21 protein-coding genes, 1 tRNA gene and 1 pseudogene are annotated in these 21949 nt (G+C 40.0%); 13 read left to right on the forward strand and 10 right to left on the reverse strand.

Annotation, left to right across the window (positions count from 1 at the left end):
• Positions 1 to 74 precede the first annotated feature (74 nt).
• Entirely contained in the window at positions 75 to 572 is a 498-nt protein-coding gene (locus F0919_RS12330; RefSeq protein ID WP_150033075.1) for an RNA polymerase sigma factor, read from the reverse strand.
• A 180-nt stretch (positions 573 to 752) separates the two neighbouring features.
• Between F0919_RS12330 and F0919_RS18845 the strand changes: the two are divergent.
• From F0919_RS18845 to ruvB, 6 genes and pseudogenes are all read left to right on the forward strand, one after another.
• Positions 753 to 935 (forward strand): annotated as a pseudogene (locus tag F0919_RS18845) (DnaJ domain-containing protein); the annotation flags it as partial.
• Between the two features lie 129 nt (positions 936 to 1064).
• Complete coding sequence (locus F0919_RS18655; RefSeq protein WP_235903505.1) at positions 1065 to 1394, forward strand: hypothetical protein; 330 nt, start codon at positions 1065 to 1067, stop codon at positions 1392 to 1394.
• An 82-nt stretch (positions 1395 to 1476) separates the two neighbouring features.
• Positions 1477 to 2961: a glycoside hydrolase family 10 protein gene (locus F0919_RS12340; protein WP_216629420.1), complete on the forward strand. Its 1485-nt coding sequence runs from the start codon at positions 1477 to 1479 to the stop codon at positions 2959 to 2961.
• Positions 2962 to 3149: 188 nt separating this feature from the next.
• The gene (locus tag F0919_RS12345) at positions 3150 to 3992 is read left to right on the forward strand and encodes a T9SS type A sorting domain-containing protein (protein ID WP_150033076.1); all 843 of its coding nucleotides are present in this window, start codon (positions 3150 to 3152) and stop codon (positions 3990 to 3992) included.
• Between the two features lie 120 nt (positions 3993 to 4112).
• On the forward strand, positions 4113 to 4679 hold the full coding sequence (locus F0919_RS12350; RefSeq protein WP_150033077.1) for a thymidine kinase: 567 nt from the start codon (positions 4113 to 4115) through the stop codon (positions 4677 to 4679).
• 39 nt (positions 4680 to 4718) lie between these two features.
• The gene (ruvB, locus tag F0919_RS12355; RefSeq protein ID WP_150033078.1) at positions 4719 to 5747 is read left to right on the forward strand and encodes a Holliday junction branch migration DNA helicase RuvB; all 1029 of its coding nucleotides are present in this window, start codon (positions 4719 to 4721) and stop codon (positions 5745 to 5747) included.
• Between the two features lie 87 nt (positions 5748 to 5834).
• On the opposite strand, the gene F0919_RS12360 is transcribed toward ruvB, so the two are convergent.
• The 4 genes from F0919_RS12360 to F0919_RS12375 form a co-directional block, all read right to left on the reverse strand.
• A complete protein-coding gene (locus F0919_RS12360) occupies positions 5835 to 6560 on the reverse strand; it encodes a DUF6261 family protein (protein WP_150033079.1) in 726 nt (241 codons plus the stop codon).
• Between the two features lie 511 nt (positions 6561 to 7071).
• Complete coding sequence (locus F0919_RS12365; protein WP_150033080.1) at positions 7072 to 7734, reverse strand: hypothetical protein; 663 nt, start codon at positions 7732 to 7734, stop codon at positions 7072 to 7074.
• A 127-nt stretch (positions 7735 to 7861) separates the two neighbouring features.
• Positions 7862 to 8440 (reverse strand): DUF1801 domain-containing protein, encoded by a 579-nt coding sequence (locus F0919_RS12370; RefSeq protein ID WP_150033081.1) that lies wholly within the window; start codon positions 8438 to 8440, stop codon positions 7862 to 7864.
• 42 nt (positions 8441 to 8482) lie between these two features.
• On the reverse strand, positions 8483 to 9493 hold the full coding sequence (locus F0919_RS12375) for an App1 family protein (protein ID WP_150033082.1): 1011 nt from the start codon (positions 9491 to 9493) through the stop codon (positions 8483 to 8485).
• 53 nt (positions 9494 to 9546) lie between these two features.
• On the opposite strand from F0919_RS12375, the gene F0919_RS12380 reads away from it, so the two are divergent.
• On the forward strand, positions 9547 to 10425 hold the full coding sequence (locus F0919_RS12380; RefSeq protein ID WP_150033083.1) for a diacylglycerol/lipid kinase family protein: 879 nt from the start codon (positions 9547 to 9549) through the stop codon (positions 10423 to 10425).
• An 85-nt stretch (positions 10426 to 10510) separates the two neighbouring features.
• Here F0919_RS12380 and F0919_RS12385 read toward each other — a convergent pair whose 3' ends face one another.
• Genes F0919_RS12385 through F0919_RS12395 form a run of 3 tightly spaced genes read right to left on the reverse strand, consistent with a single transcriptional unit; the run spans position 10511 to position 13008 of the window.
• Positions 10511 to 11008 carry a gliding motility lipoprotein GldH gene (locus tag F0919_RS12385; RefSeq protein WP_190277376.1) on the reverse strand — a complete coding sequence of 166 codons (498 nt, stop codon included), beginning with the start codon at positions 11006 to 11008 and terminating at the stop codon, positions 10511 to 10513.
• A gap of 56 nt (positions 11009 to 11064) precedes the next feature.
• The gene (locus F0919_RS12390) at positions 11065 to 11955 is read right to left on the reverse strand and encodes a YicC/YloC family endoribonuclease (protein WP_150033085.1); all 891 of its coding nucleotides are present in this window, start codon (positions 11953 to 11955) and stop codon (positions 11065 to 11067) included.
• A 24-nt stretch (positions 11956 to 11979) separates the two neighbouring features.
• Positions 11980 to 13008, reverse strand: a complete 1029-nt coding sequence (locus F0919_RS12395; protein WP_150033086.1) for a class I SAM-dependent methyltransferase — start codon at positions 13006 to 13008, stop codon at positions 11980 to 11982.
• A gap of 222 nt (positions 13009 to 13230) precedes the next feature.
• Here F0919_RS12395 and F0919_RS12400 point away from each other — a divergent pair, with 222 nt between their 5' ends.
• The 6 genes from F0919_RS12400 to lipB all read left to right on the forward strand — a co-directional run bounded on the left by F0919_RS12400 (position 13231) and on the right by lipB (position 18309).
• Entirely contained in the window at positions 13231 to 14064 is an 834-nt protein-coding gene (locus tag F0919_RS12400) for a hypothetical protein (protein WP_150033087.1), read from the forward strand.
• Between the two features lie 103 nt (positions 14065 to 14167).
• A complete protein-coding gene (locus F0919_RS12405; protein WP_150033088.1) occupies positions 14168 to 15100 on the forward strand; it encodes a LysM peptidoglycan-binding domain-containing protein in 933 nt (310 codons plus the stop codon).
• A 153-nt stretch (positions 15101 to 15253) separates the two neighbouring features.
• Positions 15254 to 15335, forward strand: a tRNA-Leu gene (locus tag F0919_RS12410).
• A 101-nt stretch (positions 15336 to 15436) separates the two neighbouring features.
• The gene (tig, locus tag F0919_RS12415; protein WP_150033089.1) at positions 15437 to 16807 is read left to right on the forward strand and encodes a trigger factor; all 1371 of its coding nucleotides are present in this window, start codon (positions 15437 to 15439) and stop codon (positions 16805 to 16807) included.
• Between the two features lie 179 nt (positions 16808 to 16986).
• The gene (locus F0919_RS12420; RefSeq protein WP_150033090.1) at positions 16987 to 17499 is read left to right on the forward strand and encodes a calcium-binding EGF-like domain-containing protein; all 513 of its coding nucleotides are present in this window, start codon (positions 16987 to 16989) and stop codon (positions 17497 to 17499) included.
• Between the two features lie 90 nt (positions 17500 to 17589).
• The gene (gene lipB, locus F0919_RS12425) at positions 17590 to 18309 is read left to right on the forward strand and encodes a lipoyl(octanoyl) transferase LipB (RefSeq protein ID WP_150033091.1); all 720 of its coding nucleotides are present in this window, start codon (positions 17590 to 17592) and stop codon (positions 18307 to 18309) included.
• 78 nt (positions 18310 to 18387) lie between these two features.
• Here lipB and F0919_RS12430 read toward each other — a convergent pair whose 3' ends face one another.
• Positions 18388 to 19689, reverse strand: coding sequence for an OmpA family protein (locus F0919_RS12430; protein WP_150033092.1), 1302 nt, complete (start codon positions 19687 to 19689; stop codon positions 18388 to 18390).
• Positions 19690 to 20117: 428 nt separating this feature from the next.
• Positions 20118 to 21947, reverse strand: coding sequence for a cytochrome c oxidase subunit I (locus F0919_RS12435; RefSeq protein WP_150033093.1), 1830 nt, complete (start codon positions 21945 to 21947; stop codon positions 20118 to 20120).
• Positions 21948 to 21949: the final 2 nt, after the last annotated feature.

Raw genomic sequence — 21949 nt, forward strand, 5'->3', positions numbered from 1 at the left:
TCAGCAAAAGTACATAAAGCAACAATGCCACCTTAGTATTAAAGGTGGCATTGTGCTAAAATCTGAATTAAAACTTAACGGCTCAATTGGCCGGATAAAATCTTACGTGCGAAGTGAATACGACTTTTAATAGTTCCTAAAGGTTCTTGTAAAGTGTCGGCAATTTCCTGATATTTATAACCCAGGTAGTGCAATTCAAACGACAATCTGAATATATCAGGCAATTTATTAATAACACCTTTAATTTCTCTGATACCGGCATTTATCATACCATCATTATGAGCCACTTTGCTTGTCTGGAACATGTAATAATCCTGCGGCACGTCAGATGACACTTTGGAAAATTTCTTGTTCCTGCGATAATTATTAATAAAGATATTGCGCATGATAGTATAAAGCCATGCTTTTATATTAGTACCGGTCTGGTATTTTTCTCTGTTTGCCAAAGCACGATACATCGTTTCCTGAATAAGGTCTTTTGCTTCTTCAGAATCATGTGTTAATGATACAGCTACCGGTTGAAGGAAATCGCTGTTATTGATAAGCATCTCATTAAATTCTGTTGCGGTCATGTCTTTTGGTTTTTGTTTGTGATGTAAAAGTAAAACGCTTTTCCGACAAAAAACATTCATAATCAATAGATTATAGTTCCTTAAACACAATTTTAAAGTATTGTTTAGCTTTGGGAAAATTATTACACGCTATTCCCGGCGGGAAGCAAATATTTCCACGATTTTAAACCCCAAATAGCCATCAAAGACTATTATCAAACGTTAGAAGTAAGCCCGGCAGCAACTCCGGATGAAATTAAAAAGTCATTCAGGAGGCTGGCGCACCTCTATCATCCTGATAAAAACACTACAAATGCATTTACAGAAGCCCGTTTCAGAGAAATACATGAAGCATATAGTACTTTAACCAACGAAAGCAAACGAGCTGCTTATGATAATGAACGCTGGCTTTCAGGACGTTTCAAAAAGAATGCAGCAGTTTTAACACCTCAGTACTTTCTTGCAGAAACCCAAAAATTAAATCGCCATTTATCAGAAGTAGATGTTTACAGAATGAATAAGCAATTGCTCCAGGAATATTTGTTGTTCCTGCTTTCAGCTGATAAAGCAGCTATTATTATTCAGCATAGCGACAGTAAAACCATTATTGCCATTGTAACAGAAATGACACTTGCAATAAAGTATCTGCCTGCTTATTTTGCATTACCGGTTTTGGAAAAATTAATTAGCGTGGCTGCAATCAATGATGAAGCTGCACAAATGGTTGCTTCAAAAATAACAGGTATAAAGAAAGAACAAAAATGGCAAAAGGCTTATCCATGGCTGATTGTATTGATTACCATCTGCATTCTCATTGCAATGTATCTGTTCAGTAAAAAATAAATTACATTTTAATTCAGCATATTAAGAAAGAAAAAAGTCTTCAAATATTACCTTTGCACTATACATCTCAACCGATACACACGTGCGCTATCCTTTTCTTTGTTGTCTTTTATGTTCATTCCTGTTTTTATTTCAAGCCTCTGCAGCCCCAAAGCGCGAATTAAGAGCCGTATGGATTGCTACAGTCGGCAACATTGACTGGCCTTCCAAGCAAGGTCTTTCAGCACAGCAGCAACAGCAGGAATTCATCAATCATCTTAACTTTTTACAAAGTCATGGTTTTAATGCGGTGATTGTACAGATACGTCCTGCGGCAGATGCATTCTATCCTTCGGAATATGAACCGTGGAGCAAATACCTTTCAGGAAAACAAGGCCAGCCGCCTTTTCCGAAGTACGATCCTTTGGAATTCATGATTGCGGAATGCCATAAGCGCAATATGGAATTTCATGCGTGGTTCAATCCTTACCGTGCATTAGTGGCAAGCAACAGCAATCCGAATCCTGCAAATCATGCTACAAGAACACATCCCGATTGGATTATCAGTTATGGTGGTAAATCCTATTTCGATCCCGGTAATCCTGAAGCAAGAGAATATATTCTGAAAGTTATTTTAGACGTAGTGCATCGTTATGATATAGATGCGGTTCACATTGATGACTATTTTTACCCCTACCCTGTTGCCGGCAAAGCCTTTGGCGACCAGAATTCTTATACAAAATACAGCAATGGCCAAAGCCGCGAAGACTGGCGCAGAGACAATGTCAATCTTTTTGTATCGCAACTAAATGTCAACATCAAAAAAGAAAAATCATGGGTCAAATTTGGTGTAAGCCCTTTTGGCATCTGGCGTAATGATAACAAAGATGCGGAAGGCTCCGCCACAAGAGGCTCCAGTTGTTATGATGACTTGTACAGCGATGTAAAATTATGGGTAGAAAACAAATGGGTTGACTATGTTGCACCTCAATTATATTGGCAACAGGGTCATCGTGTGGCTAATTATGATGTGCTGCTGCCCTGGTGGAAACAACATACGCCTGCTCGTCAGTTATATATAGGCCTTGGTGTTTACAATATGGTCAATGCGCGTGCAACGCCCTGGAATAGCCCCAATGAGATTCTTGAACAAATAAGAGATGCGAGGCAGGAACATGCAAACGGCTTTGTGTTCTACAGCATGTCGAGCTTCTATAAAATCAGTAGCGCATTGAGCGACAGTTTACAGCAAAATTATTTTGGCACTATTGCTGTTCCGCCGGCCATGCCCTGGTTAGACCGCACTGCGCCGCCTGCACCTGTTGCGAGGATTGCTGTGGTAAACAACGGTAATCTCATTCAGTGGGACCCTGTAATTGCGGGTAAAGAAGCTACAAAGTACCTGGTTTACCGCTTCGCACCGGGAGAGAAGATGGATTTGGAAAATGCCGATAACATTGTGGCACTTACGCAGGCAACCAGCTTTCTGGACAGGGATAATAGCAAACAATATCAATATATCATAACTGCGTTGGACAGGGTGTGGAATGAAAGCGAGAAAAGCAATGCAGTATATATAAAGAACTAATTACCTATCAGGCCAAAACATTATCAAAAGGAAATATTCCAAATAATAATTTTAGTCCCCTGCAGCCCCTTCCGCACATATTCGTGTAAGTAGACTGTTAAAAGTACACGAATTTTTGGGTTATTTCCAGAGAAATGACCTAACTTGCCGCCGAAAAATAATCCAAAAATTTAACCAAAAAACAATTTATGAAAAAAATTCTAGCTTTAGCGGGGCTTGTTGCCTCTGTGTTCATGGGTGCTAATGCAAATGCTGCTCCTGATACCGCCTGGGTTACTCCTGTTTTTATTACTGAAAGCGTAACAATCAATGGTTGTACTCCTTCTGATTCAGTTTTAGTAAGATACGGTTTCATCAATCACGGACCTTATACGATTAAAACAACTGATACTGTAGCGTTCCTTGATTTCACAAATCAAAGTTCTGATCCTTCTGATGGCGTATGGACATATTCTCCAGCTGCTAATGTTGCTCCTGGCGATACTTTCGCTTTAGAAGATTTCAACACATTCTATACAGGAATCGGAACTGCTCTTCCTATTAACTGGTTGGTTGATGGTAGCGGAGCAGTTGTTGTGCCTCCATTCGCGAGCGGTAACTATGCCGGTGTAGCACAATGGCTTGGTGTTATGACTCAAACTGCTAATGGCCTTGACTTCAGATCTGACATTATCAGCAACAATCAAGATTCTACATCTGCTTACGCAGACAGCTCTATTGCTTTTATCGGCATTTCACTACACTGTACTACAGGTATTAAAGATGCTCAGTTCAGCAAATCAACTTTAAACGTATTCCCTAACCCTGCTTCAGGCGAATTGTCATTTACAAATGATTTTGCAGCTGCAACAAAAGCAGAAGTTATCGTTACTGATATCGCAGGACGTGTTGTAAAAACAATGGATTTAGGAAAACAAAATGCAGGTACAAAAACGTTCCGCATTGATATCCAGGATTTACATAAAGGCATGTACTACATCAGTTTGATTACTGAAAATACAAAAAGCATCAACAAGTTCATAAAGAACTAAGTTCTTAAACGAGGCTATTTTCAACCCCGGTTAACACAAATTAACCGGGGTTTGTATTTTTGTGCCCAATCCTGTTTTACCAATATTGTAGTAAGTTAATAATCCTATTTTTGCAGCAAGATGTTTATAGAACCTTTTAAGTCGGGAAATAATACCGGTTGGATTGAAGTCATTTGCGGCTCTATGTTTTCGGGTAAGACCGAAGAGCTTATCCGCAGACTGAAACGTGCGCAGATAGCCAAACAAAGAATAGAAATCTTCAAACCTTCGGTTGAAAAGCGCTACCATGAAACAGAGGTCGTTTCGCACGATGAAAGCCGTATACGTTCAACCCCTGTTACAGCTTCGCAGAATATATTGCTGCTGGCGGAAGATGCCGAAGTTATCGGCATAGATGAAGCCCAGTTTTTTGATGCGGAACTGCCAAACGTTGCCGAAACACTTGCATCCAAAGGTGTAAGGGTCATTGTTGCGGGCCTGGACATGGATTTTCAGGGACAACCTTTTGGGCCGATTCCTGCCCTGCTGGCCAAGGCAGATTATATAACCAAGCTACATGCTATTTGTGTAAAATGCGGCAGCATTGCCAACTATTCTTTCCGGACGTCTTCCGAATCGGAGAAATTCGTTTTGGGAGAACAGGACAAATATGAACCCCGTTGCAGGTCATGCTTTCAAAAGGTCTGACATCCTGTTTCTACGACTTCAAAAGCTTAATTTTACCGCATGGAACCATCGCATTTACGCCCCAATGATAATCTGAATCCGGCAGAGAAAGAATATGAGAACAGCATCAGGCCGCAGAGCATTGAAGATTTTTCGGGGCAGCCGCAGCTGATTGAGAACTTGCGCATATTTATCAAAGCGGCAAATATGCGTGGCGAAGCTTTGGACCATGTATTGTTTCATGGGCCTCCGGGATTGGGAAAGACTACCCTGTCAAGGATTGTAGCCAATGAACTGAATGCAAATATTAAAGAAACAAGTGGCCCGGTATTGGACAAACCCGGCGATTTAGCCGGATTGCTTACCAATTTAGAAAACCGCGACGTACTTTTTATAGATGAGATACACCGTTTGAGCGTGGTAGTGGAAGAGTATCTCTATGCTGCTATGGAAGATTATAAAATTGACCTGATGATTGAAAGCGGCCCTAACGCCCGCAGCATCCAGATTGCTTTAAGCCCTTTTACTTTAATTGGTGCAACAACACGTTCCGGGCTACTTACAGCGCCTTTGTTATCCCGTTTCGGTATTAAATCCCGCCTCGATTATTATCCGCAGGAAGTACTGCAAAGAATTATCCTGCGCTCCGCCAATTTGCTGAAAGTAAAGATTACTTCGGATGCGGCAGGTGAAATATCAAGGCGCAGCCGTGGCACACCGCGTATTGCCAATGGCTTGCTACGCCGTATGCGGGACTTTGCACAGGTACTTGGCAACGGTGTGATTGATTTAGGCATTACAGAGCATAGCCTGAAAGCGCTGAATGTAGATGCCAGCGGACTGGATGATATGGATAACCGTATCCTTTCTACTTTAATTGAAAAATTCAAAGGTGGTCCTGTAGGCATCAGCAATATTGCCACAGCGGTTGGCGAAGAATCAGGTACCATCGAAGAAGTGTATGAACCCTTCCTTATTCAGGAAGGTTATATTGTACGTACGCCCCGCGGCAGGGAAGCTACCGAAAAAGCCTATAAGCATCTTGGCAAAGACAAAGGCTTACAAGGCGGCGTACAGATGTTGTTTTAATGTAGCTGTTCACACTTTTTAGATGCAGATGTCCCACCCTTTGAAGTGTGGGACAAAACTTTAAGCCTGAAGACCATTAACTGCATCTTACTTTTTACCCTCTACCCCTTTCCTTTTTGCCAGTAAATCAGCATAATACTTACGGCCATTATTAAAGGCGTCAAGCAATGGCGGATAAAAGCCTTCATCCTTTTTGAAATCACACATGGCAAGTATATATTTTGCCAGGCTGCTGTAGGTTCCGAGCATTTGGCTCTTCAGCATTTTACCGTCATATGTTTCTTTAGACAAGACAGTTAATGAACGGGTGGCGAATACGTTATCAAATGCATCTGCAACTTCACTCAGGTTGGAAAGATGCAATTGCAGTCCAAGCACTTGTACATGATAGTCATTTTCTTCTTTATTCCATTCATCCAGAAATTTACGGATGCCCTTACTCTCGGCTTCATAATTGAGGAATTCCAGGCCTTCGTATCTCGACAGAATAATGTTAGCAACAGTTAAAGCTTCTTTGATTTCAGGCTCTTCACGATAACGGAAGGTAGCAATACAGAGACGGATAGTACTTAATTTTCTGTCGCGCAGCAGGTCAAGCTCTTCCAGGCGCTTCGTATCGGCCATAGCCTGTATCTGTCCCAACGCATTGTAAAATTCATTGGCTTGTGCCTTCAGGAGCTGAAAGCGTTCGTTCATTTCATTATCCTTCGTAAGATCCAGATTTAAAGACGCTATATCGCTAAAGAGGCGGGTAATAAACTGGCTGGTTTCAAAGTATTGCAAATCTTGGCTTGCAATTGCATGTAATTTCATAATATTATGTTTTAAATTCGATAACATTATGATATCTGCAAAAACCGTGCCAAACTTTCTTTCTTAGCCTGAAATCTTGCAATTATTGTAAAAAAAATTCTGACTCAGGCAACCGAAGTGAAGATTAGCCTACTTGTTTTCTGATTTTTTCCTTCCAGGGACATTTCTTTTTTCACAGAAATATGTGGAGAGAAAATCAGGAACCGCATCCGGCGTACCGGACGGGCTGCCGGAAGGTTGGGGGAAAGTTTCCAGTATGCTGGACGGCAGATCGGAGCATCGGGGAAGCTTTCCAGTACACTGGACGGGCCGCCGGAAGGGTAAGGCAAGGTTTCCAGTGTCCTGAACGACAGACCGGAGCATCAGGGAAGCTTTCCAGTATACTGGATGGGTTGCCGGAAGGGTAAGGCAAGGTTTCCAGTACGCTGGACGACAGACCGGAACATCGGGGAAGCTTTCCGGTATGCCGGGATAATGTGCCGGGAGTGGGGAAAAGATTAAAACAGTCTTGCTATTCAGATTCCTTTTTCCGGCTTTCATAACCTTCTTCAAAATATTTCGAAAATTTTCCGGCCCTTATTTTATCTATTTCTTCTGCAAAATTCAATACTGCCCTCGACAATACCTCTTCGTACGCGGCTACATGTTTATCACCCATTTCAAACAATCCGGGATAAATTTCAAAAGTGGTTTCATGCAAGGCAATCTCAATGGCATCGAGAAATGCGGTATACCTTATCTGGCTGTTTCTCAAACTATTTTCTTCTACTGTGGCCTTCAGGTCTTCATACTTTTTGGTCATATCTTTATAAACCTCCGGTTTCCGGATATTTTTATTGATTTCGATTTGCTTCTGAAAATAGCTGTCCTCCAGTGTCGAAAAATATTTCGCCACATATTTATCCAGATCAAAACCTTCTTCCTGCAATGTTTCCAGTACTTTGCTATGTTTTGGACCATAACCGCGCATATTTCTGCGGATGTTAAGCAAGTATTTTCCTGTTTCCGGCTCTTCATTTTCAACAAACCCGAATAATTCATCCAGGTTAATCATAGCCGGCATGTGAAATTCTTCGCTATCATCAACTTTAAAGAAGATGTATATCGTTACCCAGTCATAGCCCAGGTCTTCCAGCGAATTGTTGTACTTTATTCTTGTGATGGCCGCCTGCATAATACATATTTTTTGCAGGCAAAGTTAATATTTTAAAAATAATAATAGCAATATAGGTCAAAAATGATTATAAAATATACTAAAAGGAGAAAGTTAAATGAATTTTATATCAAGTAACATCTTGTTTCTATTGTTTAAAGCCCAATCCCGCATGAGCCAATGCGCTGCGTAATATGGGTAAAGAAGCTTTGCCAAAACCATGTAGTTTGAGTAAAGATGCTTCGCTGTATGCCGATAATTGTTTCAAGGTTTTTATGCCTTCATTTGCCAATGCTCTTTGAGCCGGAGCAGATAAGGACTCCATGAAATTCTTTCCCGGTGCGGCTTTTGAGGGTTTGGTTTTCACTTTCTCCTCCATCTGCTTTACTCTGAATGCTGTCATTTTACTAATCAAATCCAAAGGCATGGGTTTGTCCAGCGGAAATTGTACGGAACCCTTTGCATTCTTATAGTCTGCTATTTCAGCGGCAAATGCGGTAATAGCATCCGGCGTGGGATAGAAGCCTATATGATGTTCGTAAGCGGCAAAGTGAACGAGGTTTTTGCCATTCAATCTGAAGGTGGGCATTTTGTAATTGATGCATTCCATAGCATCGGGCGCTGCTTTGCGAATGGTCTGCCATACAGATTCCAGCAGCTTCTGTACCGGCTTGGGAAATACATCGATATAGGCATCTATGGTTTCAATATCGGAGAGTTTGGTCATGCTGCATTGATTTGTAGCAAACAAAATATAAAATCATATTGTTTAAGCAAAATCTGCAGGAAGATTTGCATCTATCAAACCTATCTTGATTCCATGCTCAATGGCTTCTTTGCTGTCTTTAAAAATACACACAGGTATGCCGTTCGTACTATGTACTTCCAGCAGCATCTGTGCATCATCCGCTCTCGAATTTCTTACGTTTCTGATATAGATGGCAAATATTTGCGCAGCAAATTTATCTGCAATCTTCGCATAGATTTCGGGGTCTTTCTGCGAGTTGTCTCCCAATAAAATAAATTGTTGATTAGGGAAAGCTTTGAAGAGCCTTACTATGCGCAGAAACTTACCGTCATGCCCGGTTTTGCCCGTCAATATAAGTTCTTTCCATCTTTTTATCTGGTTCAGTAGAAAAATGCCTTCGGGTAGTTTTTTTACCTTAAAAACATTTTTGAGGTAATCGTACAGATTCCATTCGCTGCTGGAAACATAGAAAAAGGGGTTGGGCAATTTATCTTTTGCAAATGAAAAGGCCAGCAGGTTATATTGTTTTGCCGTTTCGTCAAAAAGCCTTCGCTTGGCGGGATTGCGGGAGATAAGCTCGTACAGCCGTTTGAAAATTTTTGCGGAGAAGGAACGGATAATAGTATCGTCGATATCGGAAATAAACGCAAACTGAGAAAGGTGCGGAATAAATACTTTTCCTGTCGATGATGAAATCTCATTGCCGTTATCATCAATGGCATGTACCTCTAATGCATGCCAGCCGGCAGCAAGATGGTGCTGAGGCGTCAGTTCTATTTTAAAAAAGCCGTCGGAGGCTGTTATTGCTTCTACAGATTGCGATTCGAATGTCAGTTTTACTTTTGCATAAGGCACCGGCTTTACTTTAAAGAGCTTGATGAGTTGCCATATATTTTGCAACAAGCCGTTCTTTTCATAGTTCAGCGTCACGTGCGGCTGCTTTTGCAGTAAATGACCATAGACTATCAGGTTTTCCGAATGTCCATAGCCATCATATACTTTTACAAAAGGCAACTTTTCAGGGCTTTTCATTGTTTAAAAAATCTATATTGTAACGCATTCAAATAAGCAATCAGCTAACGGCTATGTCCAATGTAACATCAAAACGTAAAATATTGTTTGCCATTAACAAAGCCGCCGGAAATAATACAATGGATTGCCCTGCATTAATTCCATCTTTCTTTGAAGATAAAAAAGAAATACAATATCTCTTATTCGATTTGCCTGCCGATAATTTAAAAGAAGCGCTCAAAGAGTCCATTGCATCGTTTGAACCGGATATAGTAGTGGCTGTTGGCGGCGACGGCACTATTAAACTGGTGGCTGAGGTGGTAATGCAGACTTCCATTGCGATTGGCGTGATTCCCGCCGGGTCGGCCAACGGCATGGCAAAAGAATTAAAAATCCCACTGGAGCCATTGGAGGCGTTGGAACTGATAGTTAAGGGAATAGCAAAACCGATTCACCTGACCAGGGTAAATAATAAACTTTGCATACATCTGAGCGATATAGGCTTCAATGCATCTTTGGTAAAACGCTTTCAGAATATGGAACACAGGGGTATGTGGGGTTATGTGAAGGCAGCATGGAGCGAGCTCTGGCATCATTCAAAAATGCAGGCAAGTTTCGTACTTAACAATCAGAAGATAAAAAGAGATGCGGTAATGATAGTTGTGGCGAATGCCACGAGCTATGGTACCGGCATTACGGTTAATCCGGTAGGCAAGCTGGATGACAGGCTTTTTGAAATAATTATTATCCGTAAAATTTCTCTTGCCGAAATATTGAAGATGCGTTTCTCTACCGGCGTTTTTCATCCTGAAAAGACCGAGGTTTTTCAAACGAATCATGTAACGATTCATTCAAGAAAGAAGGTGCATTTCCAGGTAGACGGCGAATATTACGGGAAGGTAAATGAACTGATAGCAGAAGTTATTCCTGATGCTATTAAGATTATTTATTGATCTCGCATTTCCAAACACTTAAAAGTACTGTAAACGAATAAAGCATAAGCCGGGGCTTATGCTTTATTCGTTTCTTTTATGATGGTTATTTTTTAATTTCTTCTACCATAAGCCCTACATTTAATACGGAAGGCAGGGGATCCATGCGCATCAATTGTTCTATCCTGATTTCATAAATGCCGGGTTGCTTAAATTGCGGCATAGCTTTGGGGTCCATAAAAATTTTGTGCTCCCATATGCCACCCATGCCTTTTCCCTGCCATACGCCGGAAGCATCTGCCAACGGCACTTCCAGCTTTGGCCCGTCTTTAAACGTTTTTTCACCGGGGCCTTTTATTTTCAGGCGCAACCATAAATTGGAATTGGGATAAGCTTCATCATGTCGAAACAATAAAAAACAATAATGATTTGCAGTAGTGTCTTTAATTTCCAGTTTGAATTCGGGCATGAACTTTGCAGCCCATGCAGCCGATGGTACCGGTACCTGCTTCTGATAGTATGCTGTTTTCATACCACAGGAGGAAAGCATAGAAACTGCTATCATTAAAGGAAAAACAAATGCTTTTATAACCCTTGATTTCATTGTTGCTTTTGTTATTTTACATTTTAGAATTTGGAACACAAACATCTGACACTTGCTTAAAGTACATTTAAAACCTGCTCTTTTGCTTTTTCCAGATTATCTTTCATATTAACTACAATCTTTTGAATATCGGCATCGTTGGCTTTGGAGCCGAGGGTATTTATTTCGCGGCCTACTTCCTGCAATACAAAGCCAAGCTTTTTGCCGATTCCTTCCTCGTTACCTTGTTCCATTAGCTGAGCAAAGTAACCGGTATGCGAACGCAGCCTTTGTTTTTCTTCAGAAAAATCAATTTTCTCAATATAGAAAATAAGTTCCTGTTCCAGGCGGTTCAAATCAATTCTTTCCTTTTCCACCCACTCTTCCAGGGAGCCATTAATGCGCTGACGGATGCGCTCCATCCTTGCGGGTTCAAATACTTCTACCTGTACCACCTGGGTTTCAATGCTATTGATGTTTTGCAGCAAATCTTTTGCAATCTCAATACCTTCTTCTGCTCTGTGGTCCGCCAGTTTCTGTGCGGCTTCCTGTATCAGGGTTTTAATGCTCAGCCATTCTTCTTCAGGCAATGTGTCCATATCGGCCGCTACTATTTCGGGCATACGCATCAATGTTGCCAGCACATGTTCGGGATGACCCGTAACATTCAGGTTCAGGTCATTGGCAATGGTCGTCATGGCGTTATAATAATATCTTGCCAAATCGGTATTGACCTGCATGGGCTTATTGGCGCCTTCCTGTTTAATGGTAACAGTAAGGTCAACCGTGCCACGTTTCAATATGCGCATCAATTCATTGCGGATGTCGGCTTCATAAGCTTTCAGTAAGGGAGAAAAACGGTTGTTCAGTTCAAACTGTTTTCCGTTAAGTGATTTCACTTCTACAATAACCTGTCTGTTGCCGGCTTTACCTTCGGCGCGGCCATAGCCGGTCATGGAGTATATCATTCAGAGTATGTTTTACAATTCGGTTTATTTCTTTTCCGCAATGATGTAAATAAATGCAGTGATTTTCAAGCCACCTTTATTTCCCAGTAATCCTGTTACAAAATTCATGGACTTTCCTACTATATTTTTTATGCCGCTGCTGTAATGGGTGTCCCAGAATGCCGGCAGAATGGTAAGGTTATAGCCTTTGGTTGTAATGATTTTTTCATAATCTTCCACAGGAAGAATATGCTCCGACCAGACTCCATTTTCGGGATTGCAGGTATTGCTGTAGTGGATATCAGGATTAGGCAGCACACTTTTAACACGATACATTTCGATGGCATTGTCCAGATCCTGCATTGCCAAGCCTCTTGTTGCCAGAGCAAGTTGTTCAAGCTCATTGGCAGAAATTGCATTCAATTTACTGCTGATAATTGATTTCCTTACTGGTATAAAAACCTGTTCATGCTTTTTATGGAGTCTTTTATGAAACCAGAGCATGGCAGGGTTTTGATAATTTGCCGTTGTTGAGAAATAAATAAGCGCATTGGGTTGCCCCGCTGACATTTTCTTGTAGAAGTCATTCAGGTCATAAATATGTTCAACCACATTCCTGCTCAAAATTATATCACATGAAATGCCTTTTTCATTCAGCTGTTCAATGGTTCCGGAATGGTCGGCAGTAATGTAAAGATCAATCTGAATCTTAAGATAGTTTGCCACTTTTTCTGCTGCATCTGTCATTTCCGCCATGATATCATTGTAAACAACCATTTTACAACCTATCATTTTGGCCAATAAATATAAACTACCTACACCTGCACCATAATCCATTAGCACGATCTCCTCAACCGGTTTCCCTTTTAGAAGGATGGACCGGTATAGAAGTTCGGCAGCAGTCTGCACCGAAAAGAAGTTTCTTTGCTGATGGCAGCCTTTAAAATAGCTTTTTGACAATTCAGAAAGATCCAATTGTTCCAACGGCAATTCTTTAAGACTTAGATATAACTTCTCTGCTTTTTCATTAATCAGGCGACTAAGGCTATCAACAGGTTTTACAAAATTATCCATTGTCAATCCGGTAAATTTAAATTTATGCGCAATATTACTAATAACCGTTCATTGAAACGACAATAATTAAATTATTGAAACAATAAGGATGATCGCTTTAAGCATATTCTTAAATACCAAAATATGCTCATTTATAAAAAATAGGTTAAAGAAAAAAGATGTATGCTTGAAAGCGCAGGATAAATAATTAGCTTTACAAAACCAACATAAAACACAATAATAATGAACAACAAAATTGTACCTGCATCAATCGCCTTTGTTACACTACTTGCACTCAATGCCTGCAACAACGGCACAACCGAAAACACAACCACTGCTGATACTGCTCAGGCGACCACTGCCCCTGCAGCTCCGGTTACTATTCAACCGGTAACAGGGTCTCCTGAATTTGCAGATGCCAAACTGGGCATCAAAAACGTAAAAGCCGAAATGCAGGGAACTGACTCTGTAAAGATTACTATAGATTATGATGTAAAAAATTATGAGTTAAAAAATCAGACAAGTGATGCGACTACAAAGGAATGTAATAATTCCAAAGATGGTCAGCACATCCATTTTATTTTAGACAATCAACCTTATGCCGCTTTGTATGAACCTACTAAAACTTTTACTGTAGCCGCCAAGAGCGAACATTACCTGATGTCTTTCCTGTCACGTTCTTACCACGAATCTATCAAAACTCCTGACGCAGGCGTGTTATACCATTTCTCGGTTGATGAAAAGGGTAAGCTCACTAAAATGGATATTCCAAAAACACCGATGATTTTTTACAGCCGTCCGAAAGGTCAATACATCGGCGCAGATACCAAAAATGTTTTATTGGATTTCTATGTTTATAATACTGCATTAGCCGCAGATGGCAATAAGGTGAAAGCAAGCATTAACGGCACCGATTTTACAATTGACAAATGGCAGCCTTATTTTATACAAAATGCACCGATGGGTGATGTAACGGTTAATGTTCAACTGGTTGACAAAGACGGTAAAAATATAGAAGGCGTAAACACTTCCGTAAGTCGTTCTATTAAATTGGCCGAACAGGAGCCTGTTAAGTAATAATTGTTTCCCGCAGATTCAGAAAGACGCCTCAACAAAACAGGTATAAATCTGTATAATCTGCGGGAAATACATTTGCAAAGGGATTAACAATTAAAACGACATGAGAAAATTACTGCTGCTTTTACAAATAATACTTTTTGGATTAACAAGTAAGGCCCAGGACACATTATGGGTAAAAAAAGCAGATGGAAAGGCTTTTGTCATACATAAAGTAAAAAGCGGCGAAGACATTTTTCTCCTGTCAAAAAAATACAAAGTCCCGCCTGCAGCTTTAGCAGATGCCAATAACCTTAATTATCAAGGCGGATTAGCTTCCGGGACTATAGTATGGGTTCCCGTTGATAATTATAATTTCATACGAATTGAAAGTGTGGTTAAAAGCAAGCCCATTTATTACAAAGTCGGCAGGAACGAAGCGCTGAAAGATGTAACAAGAATGATAAATGTTGCTCAGAGCACGCTTCAAATGTGGAACCACATGAGCGAACAGGATATTTTCCCCGGGCAGGTCCTGCAAATAGGGTGGATTGCCTTTGATGATACGCAAGTTCCGTTTTCGGCTACATCCGGTAATTCCGACGTTTCAGGTTTAACACAAAAACAAAAAGGTGTTATAGGCTATCCCGGCCCTAAACCACAAGCTACCGTTGTTGATTCAGTAAAAACTAAAGCCGGTTTAAACGAATCTTCCGCAAATGAAGAAAATGATACGATTGCAAGCCCCTATGAACAATTGTATGAAACACAGACTATGGGTAATGCAAGTAATAATGAAAGCGGAGCTGCTGTATTCTATCCTTTAAAAATGAAGATGGCTGAGGGGATTTATTATGCTTTTCATAATACCGCAGCAAAAGGAACCATTATAAAAGTAATGAATCCTGCAAATGGAAATTTCATTTACGCAAAAGTCATCGGCACTATTCCCAAATTAGGCGATTATAATAATTGTATTATTGCGCTGAGCACCAATGCTGCAAAAGGCCTGATGGCAAAGGAAAGGCGTATGTTTTGCAAGATTGAATACCAATAGTGCGTTTTTTTTAAAGTAATCGGGAATCTGAATATCAGAACCCGGAATTTTATAGCAGGCTGTGAAAATATTTCACAAAAAAATAAAAAATACTTTGCCCTTTTTGCATTTTATTCAAAATCAATCTTTACTTTTGCACTCCATTTTTGAGTCGCGGGTGTGGTGAAATTGGTAGACACGCTAGACTTAGGATCTAGTGCCGCGAGGCATGGGGGTTCGAGTCCCTCCACCCGCACTAAGATGAAAGCCCCGCATTTGCGGGGTTTTGTTTTTTTTCCGATTCAGGGATGGCGTATTATTCATAACATTACAATCATCTAAAAAAAATCATAACACATGGCAACGGTAACACGTGAAACCATCGGTAACTTACACGATAAATTGGTGGTAAAAATCACTAAAGAAGATTATCTTCCTTCCTTTGAAAGTGCTCTTAAAAAATACAGCAAAAATGCCAATGTACCGGGTTTTCGTAAAGGCCAGGTTCCTGCAGGCATGGTTAAGAAAATGTACGGCCAGTCTGTATTTGTTGAAGAAGTGCTTAACAGCGCCAATCGCGAATTGCAGGCATATCTTCAGGAAACAAAACCTGAAATTTTTGCTCAGCCGATTGCAATGGAAGACAATAATCTGAAGTTCGACATGAACCAGCCTGCTGATTTCGACTTCTCTTTCGAAATCGGTTTGAAACCTGAATTTGAAATTACTCCTTTGAACAAAAAAGGTGCTTTAACTAAGTATAAAATCAAAGTAAGTGACAAATTAGTTACTGACGAGATTGAAAATATCAGTCGCCGCGCCGGTAAGGTAGAAAATCCTGAATCTTTTGAAAAAGATACGGATATCGTTTACGCTTCTTATGAGGCTTGCGATGCAGAAGGCAATGTTGCAGAAGATACAGCTAAAACGGAAGATGTTGTTACATTGGAACAAATGCCGAAAAAGCTGGCAGAGCAGTTAAAAACTATCAAACCTGAAGGAACGATTGTTTTTGTTCCTGCCGATGTTTGCACAGAAGAGGAATTGCCTGTTTTCATGAAGAGCGCTATCCACAAAACAGACGAAGAAGCAACTAAGGCTCATTACAAAATGACGCTTACAAAAATCGGTCGCTTGATTCCACGTGAATTGAATGAAGATTTCTTTGCGGAAGCTTTTCCGGGTGCTGAAATCAAGGACATGGATGCTTTCAAAGAAAAAGTAAGACAAGAGTTAGAGAAAGAAACGGACCGTATTGCAAAAGACCGTATGCAAAATGAAATTTTCGAAACTTTGGTTCATGAAACACCAATATCATTGCCTGTCGACTTCCTTAAAGCATGGATGAAAAGAGGCGGTGAAGAAGTGAAAACAGACGAAGAGGTAGAAAAAGAATTTGGCAGCTTCGACCATCAATTACGCTGGACATTAATTTCAGACAAGTTAATCAGGGAATATAACATTCAGGTTACACTGGAAGAAGTAATGGCTGATATAAAAACCAAAGTAATGGCTTATTTCGGCATGAAAGAAGGCGACGATGCGCCATGGATGGAATCTTACCTTGAAAAAATGCAAAAAGAAGAAAAGACTATGGACGAAACTTATCGTCGTCTTTTGTTCGATAAATTGTTTGAGAAATTAGAAGAAGTAATGGAAGTTAAGCCTGCCGAGGTTACAGAAGAAGAATTCAGCAGCCTTGCACCTTCTCATCACCATCACCATTAATAAGTTGCAATATTTTGCATTTTAAATATTGAAAAGGGGTAAGCTGACGCTTGCTCCTTTTACTTTTTAAGAAAAGAAATTATTTCAAACACGTTCGATTTTAAAATTATTTTGTATCTTGACACCCAATTACGTCAAAAAACAATTCATAGCAACATAAGAAAATTTTACATAGACAAATGAAAAATTGGAAATCCATACTCATTACAGTTTTCAGCTTCTTTGCCATTTCCGGCATGGTTTTGTTTAACTCTTGCGTAAAAGATCCTTGTAATGACCTCAGATGTCAAAACAAAGGCACTTGCAGCGACGGTTTTTGTCAATGCCCTACAGGCTTTGAAGGTTCCGAATGCGAAATTACTGCTGCCAGCCGTTTTACGGGAACTTGGGTAGGAAATTATCGTTGTAATAACTATCCTATTACTCCGGACACTGTCAGGATTGTATTGCAGGAAGCGCCTAATACTGTAAGATTTGAAAACTTAGGATTTGGTAATACCGCAGCTCATAGCTTTACCGGAACCGCAACAACCCCTCAGACAACCTTTGTTGATCTTCCATCTCAGGGTTCTACTACACATGCTTATATGTATGTAGACGGAGGTTTATTACAGGTTTATCTTCAAACAGTTGATGCAAATGGTCTTCCAACTCAGAATTGCCATTTCTCAGGTGTAAGAATCAGCAATTAATAAAAGATATTAAGGTATAAAGAACAGGTTGTAACATTAAGTTACAACCTGTTTTGTTTATACCTATTTTTGCAGCATAATCGGAAAATTATGAATGAAGTAGCATTTATAGACTTAGGGAATATAGAATACGGGACAGCCTGGGATTTACAGGAATCTTATATGAAAAAAGGATTGGATATCAAGTCTGCAAGGTTTCATAATGAACCTTTAGGAGAACAGGAGATAAAACACTATTTGTTCGTTTGTCAGCATCCGCATGTATATACATTGGGCAAAAGCGGTTTCATGGAAAATCTGCTTATTAATGATGAACGTATGAAAGATTTGCATGTTACTTTTTATAAAACAAACAGAGGGGGTGATATTACTTATCATGGCCCGGGGCAAATGGTCGCTTATCCTGTTTTGGATCTGGAGCAATATTTTACTGATTTAGGCCGGTATATGCGTTCATTGGAAGAAGCCATTATTCTTACCTTAAAAGAATATGGCATCGAATCAGGAAGGCTTAAGGGCTCTACCGGTGTCTGGCTGGATGCTGATAATGCCAACGCACGCAAAATATGCGCAATGGGCGTAAAAAGCAGCCGTTGGATGACCATTCACGGATTGGCGCTTAATATTAATACAGACCTTCAGTTTTTCAATTACATAGTTCCTTGCGGCATTGTTGATAAGGGAGTGACAAGCATGGCTAAAGAATTAGGAAAAGTAATTGACGAAGAAGAAGTGAAGAAAATATTTGTAGAAAAATTTGCCGAAGTGTTTGAATCTGAAATACTAACAGGGCAGATAGTTGCAGCCTGATATTACTAACTTCAAAAAAGATTAAAAGGGTTTCAGAATATCTGAAACCCTTTCTATTTAATAAAATACTTACCGGATTTAATCTTTTAATTTAAGATCCATTTCAACTCTTCTGTTTTTGGCACGGCCTGCGGCAGTTTTATTGTCGGCAACAGGGTTTTCTATACCGTGACCATTTGCTGTAATTCTATCTACAGAAATACCTTTACCAACAAAATAAGCTTTAACAGCATCCGCCCTCAGCCTGGATAATTCCATATTCTTGGCAGCATTACCTGTATTATCTGTATAACCATCTATAGTCATGTTATAATCAGGATATTCATTCAAAATGGTAACGATTTCATCCAGCATGCTATAAGATTGTTGCTTAATTGAGCTCTTTCCTGTTTCAAACTGGATAGCGGTAGCAGCAAATGCCAGCTTCTTCTTCACTTCTTCTTTTACTTCCGGACAACCGCGATTTGCAGCCGTTCCTGCAACCGTAGGGCATTTATCCATTTCATCATTTACACCATCACCATCGCTATCAGGTACGGGACAACCTGCATATTTAGCCAAACCGGCAACGGTAGGACATTTATCCTCCTCATCGTTCACGCCGTCTTTATCATTGTCAGGAATGGGGCAGCCAAGGTATTTAACCGTACCTGCAACATCCGGGCATTTATCATACTTATCGGCAACACCATCATTATCTTTATCAGGGCAACCTTTCAATGCAACAGGTCCGGCTAAAGTAGGGCATTCATCCATTGCATCTGTTGTTCCATCTCCATCCTGATCAGTCGGTGGAGGCGGAGTCACAGGAGCAGAAGCAGGTGTAGATTTAGAACGAAGCGGTACTGCGAATCCTAATGAATAGAAAGTATTTTTATCCAATTTTGTATCCTGGAAACTGAATCTGTAATTTGCCTGCAGGAAAATATAGCTTTCGCTGTATATATTGAATTGCAATCCTATACCGACAGGAGCATAAGCAGCAAAAGAACCGCTATAAGTTCCGCCACCAATACCCGCAGAAATAAATGGATTGAGGAAATGGTTATCGCTCAAAGCCCTGAGATGTAAAGAGCCTTCCAACTCACTTATAAGTTTATTATCCTGGTTAGGTACAGGCTTGGCATAATCAGAAAAAAGACCATTATACCTGATTGAAAAATCAAGGTTTTTATTAATTCCCTGCCAATACATAAGGGAAGCCCCTAAATTAACAGTTCCGACATCAGGAAGGGATGCTGAAAAATCTGTAAGATTCACACCAAAACCTAAAAGCGGACCTTTAACAGGGCTTCCAAATTGCATTGTTGTGTTTTGAGCATTAGCCTGCAAAGAAGCAAATCCCAAGCAAAGCCCGGAAAAAAGTAGTTTCAATTTCATATTACATTGGTTTAGAATGGAAAAATATTTTCGTTAGTATTTCAATTACCAATATGATCAATAATCATGCCAATTATTGCGATTAAAGAAAAATAGTTGCACAAAAAGGGCTGAATAGTCATAAAAATAAAATTAGTATATATTTTTACAGCAAACAGGTCGATTTTATAGCTAAAGAACTGATGTAATTACTGCAATAACCTTATTTAAAGAACCTTACAATCCAAAAAATATAGACATTCATTAATGAGATAAATAAATGAATATAATGTAATGTATCATTTCATTGATAGACGAAATATTTCAGGACATACAAGACAAACTCGCAGAAATTTCAGAGGAAAATGGAAAATAGTATAAAATTGATACTCACAAAAAAATCCCTTGTTACTTTCGCAACAAGGGATCAACAAATTATAATAGTCTATCTAATGTTCTTCTTCGCCATCTCTTAAAGGAACGGTCTGAGGAATAAAATCGTTTCCATTACCATCTTCTTTGAAGTCATATGGCCAGCGGTAAACAGTTGGAATCTCTCCTTCCCAGTTACCATGACCAGGATGTAATGGCGTAGTCCATTCCAATGTTGTAGAACCCCAGGGATTTAATGAAGTTACTTTTCTTCCTTTAAAGATGCTCATAAAGAAGTTGAATACAAACAACAGTTGAGCAAAGAAAACGATGATAACAACTGTACTTATGAAATGATTTAAGGTTGAAAATTGCTTGAATGATTCCCATGCGCTGTAGTCATAATAACGACGAGGCATACCAGCAAAACCTTCATAGTGCATTGGCCAGAAAATAAGATAAGCACCGCCTAATGTTACAAAGAAATGGATATAACCCAATGTATTGTTCATGAAACGACCGAACATTTTAGGGAACCAGTGATAGATACCGGCAAACATTCCAAAGAAAGCGCTCACACCCATTACCAGGTGGAAGTGGGCAATTACGAAATAAGTATCGTGAAGGTGCAAATCCAAAGCAGAGTTACCTAAGAAGATACCTGTCAAACCACCGGAAATGAATAAGGAAACAAAGCCTAATGCAAACAGCATCGGAACATTCAAACGAATATTACCTTTCCAGATAGTTGTAAGCCAGTTGAACACTTTAATCGCTGATGGAATTGCAATCAATAAAGTGAGCAATACAAAGATACCGCCCAAGAAAGGACTCATACCTGTTACGAACATATGGTGCGCCCAAACTACGAATGCAAGGACCGTAATACCTGTCAGAGAAATAATCATCGCAAGATAACCAAAGATTGGTTTGCGGCTATTCGTAGAAAGAATTTCAGAAGCCATACCCATACCCGGCAACATTACGATGTAAACCTCAGGGTGACCCAGGAACCAGAATAAGTGTTGATAAAGAACCGCAGAACCACCAATATGAGACAACGCTTTACCACCGATGAAGATTTCAGAAAGATAGAAACTTGTACCGAAATGACGATCAAAAATCAACAATACAAAACCTGAAAGCAATACCGGGAAAGAAAGTACCCCAAGAACAGCAGTAAAGAACAATGCCCAGATAGTCAATGGCAAACGAGTCATTTTCATACCCTTCGTACGCATGTTCAAAATCGTAGTGATATAGTTAAGACCTGCCAGCAATTGCGAAACAACGAATAAAGCCATTGAAATCAACCAAAGATCCATACCTAATCCGGAACCTAAAGAAGCTTCTTTTAAAGCACTTAACGGCGGATAGGTAGTCCAACCACCTGCTGCAGGACCGGTTTGCACAAACAATGAAGCAAACATGATAACAGAAGAAATGAAGAAGAACCAGTAAGAAAGCATATTCATGAATGGAGAAGCCATATCACGCGCACCAATCTGCAAAGGAATCAAAAAGTTACTGAAAGTACCTGATAAACCTGCTGTCAATACAAAGAATACCAGAATAGTTCCGTGCATGGTTACCAATGCATAGTAGAATTCAGGTGTTAATTTACCTCCTTGCGCCCAGTGTCCCAGGAATTTTTCCATAATAGGAAAAGTGCTGTCAGGAAAACCTAATTGAAGACGGAAGAAGACAGAAAACAAGGCACCGATTATAGCCCAGATAATACCGGAAATAAGGTATTGCTTTGCGATAACTTTATGGTCCTGACTGAAAATCCACTTAGTAATAAAGTGTTGCTCATGATGTTCATGGCCATGCGCGTGTGCATGTCCGTGAGAATCCATGTGAGCGTGCGCATCATGCGCGTGTAAGGTAGTTGCTTCGTTACTCATTT

Source organism: Taibaiella lutea, assembly GCF_008629695.1.
GTDB lineage: Bacteria > Bacteroidota > Bacteroidia > Chitinophagales > Chitinophagaceae > Taibaiella > Taibaiella lutea.

Coding starts and splice junctions, on each gene's coding strand:
- F0919_RS12330 (WP_150033075.1), bottom strand. CDS start 572: ATGACCGCAACAGAATTTAATGAGATGCTTATCAATAACAGCGATTTC.
- F0919_RS18655 (WP_235903505.1), top strand. CDS start 1,065: ATGAATAAGCAATTGCTCCAGGAATATTTGTTGTTCCTGCTTTCAGCT.
- F0919_RS12345 (WP_150033076.1), top strand. CDS start 3,150: ATGAAAAAAATTCTAGCTTTAGCGGGGCTTGTTGCCTCTGTGTTCATG.
- F0919_RS12350 (WP_150033077.1), top strand. CDS start 4,113: ATGTTTATAGAACCTTTTAAGTCGGGAAATAATACCGGTTGGATTGAA.
- ruvB (WP_150033078.1), top strand. CDS start 4,719: ATGGAACCATCGCATTTACGCCCCAATGATAATCTGAATCCGGCAGAG.
- F0919_RS12360 (WP_150033079.1), bottom strand. CDS start 6,560: ATGAAATTACATGCAATTGCAAGCCAAGATTTGCAATACTTTGAAACC.
- F0919_RS12365 (WP_150033080.1), bottom strand. CDS start 7,734: ATGCAGGCGGCCATCACAAGAATAAAGTACAACAATTCGCTGGAAGAC.
- F0919_RS12370 (WP_150033081.1), bottom strand. CDS start 8,440: ATGACCAAACTCTCCGATATTGAAACCATAGATGCCTATATCGATGTA.
- F0919_RS12375 (WP_150033082.1), bottom strand. CDS start 9,493: ATGAAAAGCCCTGAAAAGTTGCCTTTTGTAAAAGTATATGATGGCTAT.
- F0919_RS12380 (WP_150033083.1), top strand. CDS start 9,547: ATGTCCAATGTAACATCAAAACGTAAAATATTGTTTGCCATTAACAAA.
- F0919_RS12385 (WP_190277376.1), bottom strand. CDS start 11,008: ATGAAATCAAGGGTTATAAAAGCATTTGTTTTTCCTTTAATGATAGCA.
- F0919_RS12390 (WP_150033085.1), bottom strand. CDS start 11,955: ATGATATACTCCATGACCGGCTATGGCCGCGCCGAAGGTAAAGCCGGC.
- F0919_RS12395 (WP_150033086.1), bottom strand. CDS start 13,008: ATGGATAATTTTGTAAAACCTGTTGATAGCCTTAGTCGCCTGATTAAT.
- F0919_RS12400 (WP_150033087.1), top strand. CDS start 13,231: ATGAACAACAAAATTGTACCTGCATCAATCGCCTTTGTTACACTACTT.
- F0919_RS12405 (WP_150033088.1), top strand. CDS start 14,168: ATGAGAAAATTACTGCTGCTTTTACAAATAATACTTTTTGGATTAACA.
- tig (WP_150033089.1), top strand. CDS start 15,437: ATGGCAACGGTAACACGTGAAACCATCGGTAACTTACACGATAAATTG.
- F0919_RS12420 (WP_150033090.1), top strand. CDS start 16,987: ATGAAAAATTGGAAATCCATACTCATTACAGTTTTCAGCTTCTTTGCC.
- lipB (WP_150033091.1), top strand. CDS start 17,590: ATGAATGAAGTAGCATTTATAGACTTAGGGAATATAGAATACGGGACA.
- F0919_RS12430 (WP_150033092.1), bottom strand. CDS start 19,689: ATGAAATTGAAACTACTTTTTTCCGGGCTTTGCTTGGGATTTGCTTCT.
- F0919_RS12435 (WP_150033093.1), bottom strand. CDS start 21,947: ATGAGTAACGAAGCAACTACCTTACACGCGCATGATGCGCACGCTCAC.